The organism is Mesorhizobium sp. B2-7-1 (assembly GCF_006440735.1).
In the GTDB taxonomy this organism is placed as follows: domain Bacteria; phylum Pseudomonadota; class Alphaproteobacteria; order Rhizobiales; family Rhizobiaceae; genus Mesorhizobium.
Map to the genome: position 1 here is coordinate 1 of NZ_VFUA01000186.1, position 5,774 is coordinate 5,774.

4 protein-coding genes are annotated in these 5,774 nt (G+C 64.8%); 1 reads left to right on the forward strand and 3 read right to left on the reverse strand.

Annotated elements, in window-relative coordinates:
- Nucleotides 1-109: 109 nt before the first annotated feature.
- From FJ471_RS33940 to topA, 3 genes are read right to left on the reverse strand one after another with little or no spacing between them, the layout of a single operon-like run.
- Entirely contained in the window at nucleotides 110-556 is a 447-nt protein-coding gene (locus FJ471_RS33940) for a DUF983 domain-containing protein (RefSeq protein WP_140810930.1), read from the reverse strand.
- Nucleotides 556-2,865: a ribonuclease R gene (rnr, locus tag FJ471_RS33945; protein WP_140810937.1), complete on the reverse strand. Its 2,310-nt coding sequence runs from the start codon at nucleotides 2,863-2,865 to the stop codon at nucleotides 556-558. The genes FJ471_RS33940 and rnr overlap by 1 nt, the downstream gene beginning before the upstream one ends.
- Nucleotides 2,866-2,871: 6 nt before the next feature.
- Complete coding sequence (gene topA, locus FJ471_RS33950; RefSeq protein WP_140810945.1) at nucleotides 2,872-5,439, reverse strand: type I DNA topoisomerase; 2,568 nt, start codon at nucleotides 5,437-5,439, stop codon at nucleotides 2,872-2,874.
- Nucleotides 5,440-5,518: 79 nt separating this feature from the next.
- On the opposite strand from topA, the gene FJ471_RS35695 reads away from it, so the two are divergent.
- Nucleotides 5,519-5,774: hypothetical protein (locus tag FJ471_RS35695; RefSeq protein WP_348643398.1), on the forward strand; the 256-nt coding region annotated here is incomplete at its 3' end.

Sequence of the window (5,774 nt, forward strand, 5' to 3'; positions counted from 1 at the left end):
CGCCTTGGGCATTCGTTCCCTGCGCTCGACCTAGCGGAAACTTCCCGGATGCGAAAGTGGCTTGCGCGTCGCGGCCTTTGAACCAGGGCGGATAGCGGTGCTACCTGGCTTATGAATGGCTCTCGAATTCGTCCTTCTCGTCGCCGAAGCCGTGCATATAGAGCGCCCATTGCAGGCCGATGACGGCGCCCTTGACCGGCTGCAGCAGCACGAGTGCCAGAATGATGGTCAAGGGCACCCAGATCAGCGCGTGCTGCCAGTTCGACAGCGTGACGGTGGCCTCCACGGCCATGAAGGAGCCAAGCACGATGTGCCCGACGATGACGATGACGAGATAGGCGGGCAGGTCGTCGGCGCGATGGTGATGCAGCTCCTCGCCGCAGACCTCGCACTTGTCCACGGGCTTCACGAAGGCGTGGAACAGCTTTCCCTTGCCGCAATGCGGGCAGCGGCCGAGCATGCCACGCTTCATCGCCGTCCACAGCGGACGCGCGACGCGGCCGGAATGATGCTCGCCGCCGAAAACCTGTTCTTCCACCTGGGAATTGCCTGGCATCATCTTCTCCTGCCGCGCGGTCCCGAACGCGACTGCGACGCGCGGGCGCGGCCTTTGGCCTTGTGAAACGACCGCTTCGAGCCGGGCAGGGGCTTCGGGTCGGTCAGCATCTCGAAACGCATCGCGCCGGCCATCGGCGCGACCTCGACCAGCCGGACTTCGACGCGATCGGCAAGCTGATAGCCTTTGCCGGTGCGTTCCCCGAACAGCGATCGGGCGGTTTCGTCGTAGATATAGTAGTCGCCGCCCAGAGTTGACACCGGAATAAAGCCGTCGGCGCCGTACTGCGGCAATTGGACAAAGAGTCCCGCCTTGGTGACGCCGGAGATGCGCGCGTCGAACGTATCGTTGACGCGCTCGGCGAGATAGGCGGCGACAAGCCGGTCGACCGTATCGCGCTCGGCGGCCATGGCGCGACGCTCCGTGGCCGAGATCAGCGCGGCGACCTCTTCCAGCCGGTCAGCCTCCTGCTGCGTCAGGCCGCCGGGACCCAGACCAAGTGCTGCGATCAATCCGCGGTGCACGATCAGGTCGGCATAGCGGCGGATCGGCGAGGTGAAATGCGCATAGCGCCTGAGGTTGAGGCCGAAATGGCCGATGTTCTTCGGCGAATACTCCGCCTGGCTCTGCGAACGCAGCACCACTTCGTTGACCAGCGCTTCGTTGTCGGCGCCGCGCACCCGCTCCAGAATGCCGTTGAACTGGCTCGGCCGCATCTGCGCGCCACGCGCCAGGGAGAGGCTGAGCGTTGCCAAGAACTCGCGCAGCGATTCCTGCTTGGCGAGCGACGGGGCGTCATGGATGCGGTAGACAAGCGGTTCCTTCTTGCCCTCCACGGTCTCGGCGGCGGCGACATTGGCCTGGATCATGAATTCCTCGATGAGCTTATGCGCATCGAGGCGCTCCGGCACGATGACGCGATCGACCGTCCCATCTGGCTTCAGCAGGATCTTGCGCTCCGGCAGGTCGAGTTCCAGCGGCTGGCGGGCGTCGCGGCCGCGCTTCAGCACCGCATAGGCGTCCCATAGCGGTTTCAGGACGCCATCGAGGATCGGCCGTGTCTTGTCGTCGGGGACGCCGTCGATCGCGGCCTGCGCCTGCGGATAGGCGAGCTTCGCCGCCGATTTCATCATGACGCGGTGGAAGGAGTGCCTGAGCTTGCGGCCGTCCGAGGAGAAGGTCATGCGCACGGCGATGGCCGGCCGGTCCTCGCCCTCGCGCAGCGAGCAGAGGTCGTTCGAGATGCGTTCGGGCAGCATCGGCACGACGCGGTCCGGAAAATAGACCGAATTGCCGCGCTTCAAGGCTTCGCGGTCGAGCGGCGTGCCATAGTGCACATAGGCGGCGACATCGGCGATCGCCACGGTGACGATGACGCCGCCGGGATTCTTCTCGTCCGTGTCGGGCGTGGCGAAGACGGCGTCGTCATGGTCCTTCGCATCGGCCGGATCGATGGTCACTAGCGGCAGATCGCGCCAGTCCTCGCGGTGCTCAAGCGTCGCCGGCTTCACCGCTTCGGCCTCGGCGATCACGTCCGCCGGGAAGACATGGGGAATGTCGTGGGCGTGGATGGCGATCATCGAGACCGCCTTCTCGCTGCTCAGCGATCCCAGCACCGCCAGCACTTTTGCCCTGGGCAGACCATAACGGGATGCCCGCGCCGGCTCGACCTCGACGAGGTCGCCGTTCTTCGCACCGTTCTGGAATTCCTTGTCGACGATCAGTTCCGGCTGGCGCCGTTCGACGGGCTCGATGCGGAAGGTGCCGTCCTTCAGCACGCGGAAGACGCCGAGCACCGCGTCGCTGCGCTTCTCGAAGATCTTCATCACCCGTCCGGTATAGGCCGGGCCTGACGGATCGTCGGTCGGGAAGGTTTTTGCCAGCACGCGGTCGCCAATGCCGGGCACCGGGCCGCTGGCGCCGCGCGAAATGCGGATGGCGATGACGGGCGGCGAACCGGCGCCGGTGTATTCGTTCGGATGCGCCAGAAGCATGCCGTCGTCGTCGCGGCCGAAAATGTCGAGCACGGCGACATGAGGCACGGCACCTGCTCGGGTCAGGCGCTTGCGTTCCTTGTTGAGCAGACCTTCGTCCTGCAGGTCGCGCAGCATATCCTTCAGCCAGATGCGGTCGTCGCCGCGCAACGCGAAGGCCTTGGCGATCTCGCGCTTGCCGGAGCGGTCGGGATTTTCGGCGATGTAGCGCAGGATCTCGTCACGCGAGGGCCGGTAATCGTCCTTGACCACCTTGGCCCTCGTGTCGGCGTGGCGCGGATCGGCGTGGCTTCTTCCGGAGATCCTGCGCGCCACGTCCTGCTATCCCTTCTTCGCCGCTCTGCGGAAGGGCTTCTTGCCGCCTCCGCCCTTGGCTTCCTTTTCGGCGATCAAAGCGAGCGCTTCTTCCATCGTCACCGATTGCGGGTCCTTGCCCTTGGGCAGCGTCGCATTGACCTTGCCGTAATTGACATAAGGCCCGTATTTGCCGTCGCGCACGACGATCTTGCCGCCGCCGTCGGGATGGTCGCCCAGTTCCTTCAGCGCCGCGGGCGTGGCGCCGTTGCGGCCGCCTTTGCCCTTCAGCTGCTTCTCGGCAATCACCGAGACGGCGCGGTTCAAGCCGATCGAGAACACGTCCTCGATGCTTTCGAGATTGGCATAGGTGCCGTCATGCAGCACGAACGGGCCGTAGCGTCCGAGGCCGGCCGAGATCATCTTGCCGCTCTCCGGATGCTTGCCGACGTCGCGAGGCAGGGCCAGCAGCGCCAGCGCCTTCTCATGGTCGATCGATTCGGGTGTCCAGCCCTTGGGCAGGCTCGAGCGCTTGGCCTCCTTGCCTTCGCCGCGCTGGATATAGGGACCGAACCGGCCGCTCCTCAGCGTGATTTCCTCGGCGGTGTAGGGATCCTTGCCGAGCAGCTTGACGCCGTCCTCGCCATTGCCGTTCTCGCCATTGGGGTTGGCGGCGTCGCCGAGCTGGCGGGTGTAGGAGCATTCGGGATAGTTCGAGCAGCCGACGAAGGCGCCGAACTTGCCGAGCTTCAGCGAGAGGTTTCCTGAACCGCATTTCGGGCAGATACGCGGATTGGAACCGTCCTCGCGCTCCGGGAACACCAGCGGCGCGAGCTCTTCGTTGAGCGCGTCGAGCACATCGGCGACACGCAGTTCCTTGATGTCGTCAACGGCGCCGGAGAAATCCTTCCAGAAGTCGCGCAGGACGTCCTTCCAGGCGAGCTTGCCGTCGGAAATCTCGTCGAGCTTCTCTTCGAGCGAAGCGGTGAAGTCATATTCGACATAGCGCTCGAAGAAGCTTTCGAGGAAGGCAGAGAGCAGCCGGCCCTTAGCCTGCGGCACCAGCCTGCGCCGGTCGATGGTGACGTAATCGCGGTCCTCGAGGGTCTTCAGGATCGCCGTGTAGGTCGACGGCCGACCGATGCCAAGCTCCTCCAGCTTCTTGATCAGCGAGGCTTCCGAATAACGCGGCGGCGGCTCGGTGGTGTGCTGGGTGGCGTTGATCGCCTGACGGGCAAGCTGCTCGCCAGCGCGGATTTCGGGCAAGCGGCGATTTTCCTCGTCCTCGGCGTCCTCGTCCTTCTGGTCGGTATAGGCGGCGATGAAGCCGTCGAAGCGGATGACCGAGCCGATCGCGCGCAACTCGGCGGCGCGGGCGCCGTTGACCGCCTCGATCTCGACCGTGGTGCGCTCGATCTCGGCCGGCTGCATCTGGCTGGCGATGGCGCGCTTCCAGATCAGCTCGTAGAGCCGGGCCTGGTCGGCGTCGAGATATTGCCGAACGGAAGCCGGCGTGCGCTTGAAATCGGTCGGGCGGATCGCCTCGTGCGCTTCCTGGGCGTTCTTGGCCTTGGCGGTGTAGAAACGCGGCTTCTCCGGCAGGTATTTCGCGCCGAACTCGCTGACGATGGCGCTGCGGGCGGCATCGATGGCCTCCGGCGCCATCTGCACGCCGTCGGTTCGCATATAGGTGATGAGGCCGGCGGTCTCGCCGCCGACATCCATGCCTTCATAGAGTTTCTGCGCCACCTGCATGGTGCGGGTGGCCGAGAAGCCGAGCCCGGACGATGCTGCCTGCTGCAGCGTCGAGGTGGTGAAGGGCGGGCCGGGATTGCGCTTGGTGGGCTTGGCTTCGACCGACAAGGCCTTGAAGGTCGCGCCTTCCAGCATCGCCTTGATGTCGTCGGCCTGCGCCTTGTTGCCGATGTCGAGCTTCTGCAGCTTCTTGCCGGCGAAGGCGGTCAGCCGAGCTTCGAAGCTGTCGTTGCGCGGCGTGTTGAGGATGGCGGCGATCTGCCAGTATTCCTCGCGGATGAAGCGCTCGATCTCGGATTCGCGGTCGCAGACGAGGCGCAGCGCCACCGACTGCACGCGGCCGGCGGAGCGGGCGCCCGGCAGCTTGCGCCACAGCACCGGCGACAACGTGAAGCCGACGAGATAGTCGAGCGCGCGGCGGGCGAGATAGGCGTCGACCAGCGGGGCGTCGATCTGGCGCGGATTGGCCATCGCTTCCAGCACCGAGGTCTTGGTGATGGCGTTGAAGACGACGCGGCTGACCGGCTTGTCCTTCAGCGCGCGCTTCTGCTTCAGGACTTCCAGCACGTGCCAGGAAATCGCCTCGCCTTCGCGATCGGGGTCGGTGGCGAGAATCAGGCCGTCGGCGTCCTTGACCGCCTTGGCGATGTCGGCGAGGCGCTTGCCCGAGGCGGTGTCGACCGACCAGGACATAGCAAAATCCTCGTCCGGGCGCACCGAACCGTCCTTGGCCGGCAGATCGCGGACATGGCCGAACGAGGCCAGGACCTTATAGTTCTTGCCGAGATATTTGTTGATTGTCTTCGCCTTGGCCGGCGATTCAACGACGACGACGTCCATGAGGTCTCTTTAATCAGTTTGTGAGGTAGCGGAATAACTCCGCGACGCACGACGAAATCCCACTCTTTTCGTCGCTCACATGGCCGCGCTTTTGCAATCGGTCAAGGGGAGGTGGGCAATTTGGGAAGCAGCCGTCGGCGATACACTCTTAGAGTGTATGGCAAAGATTACATTTTTTGGGATGGAGACGTCCGAGCGGACGACCGGCTGCCGGATCGAGGAACCCGACAGCCAAAGCACAGGCGCGGGCTCAGTCGGCCTTGACGACGTGCCAGGCGCCGGCGACGCCTTCGCCGGTCATGTCGCCAGCCTTCTTGTCCTTGACGAAGGTGTAG

Excerpts from the sequence above, each read along its gene's own strand:
- FJ471_RS33940 (WP_140810930.1), bottom strand. The coding sequence starts at position 556 with ATGCCAGGCAATTCCCAGGTGGAAGAACAGGTTTTCGGCGGCGAGCAT.
- topA (WP_140810945.1), bottom strand. The coding sequence starts at position 5,439 with ATGGACGTCGTCGTCGTTGAATCGCCGGCCAAGGCGAAGACAATCAAC.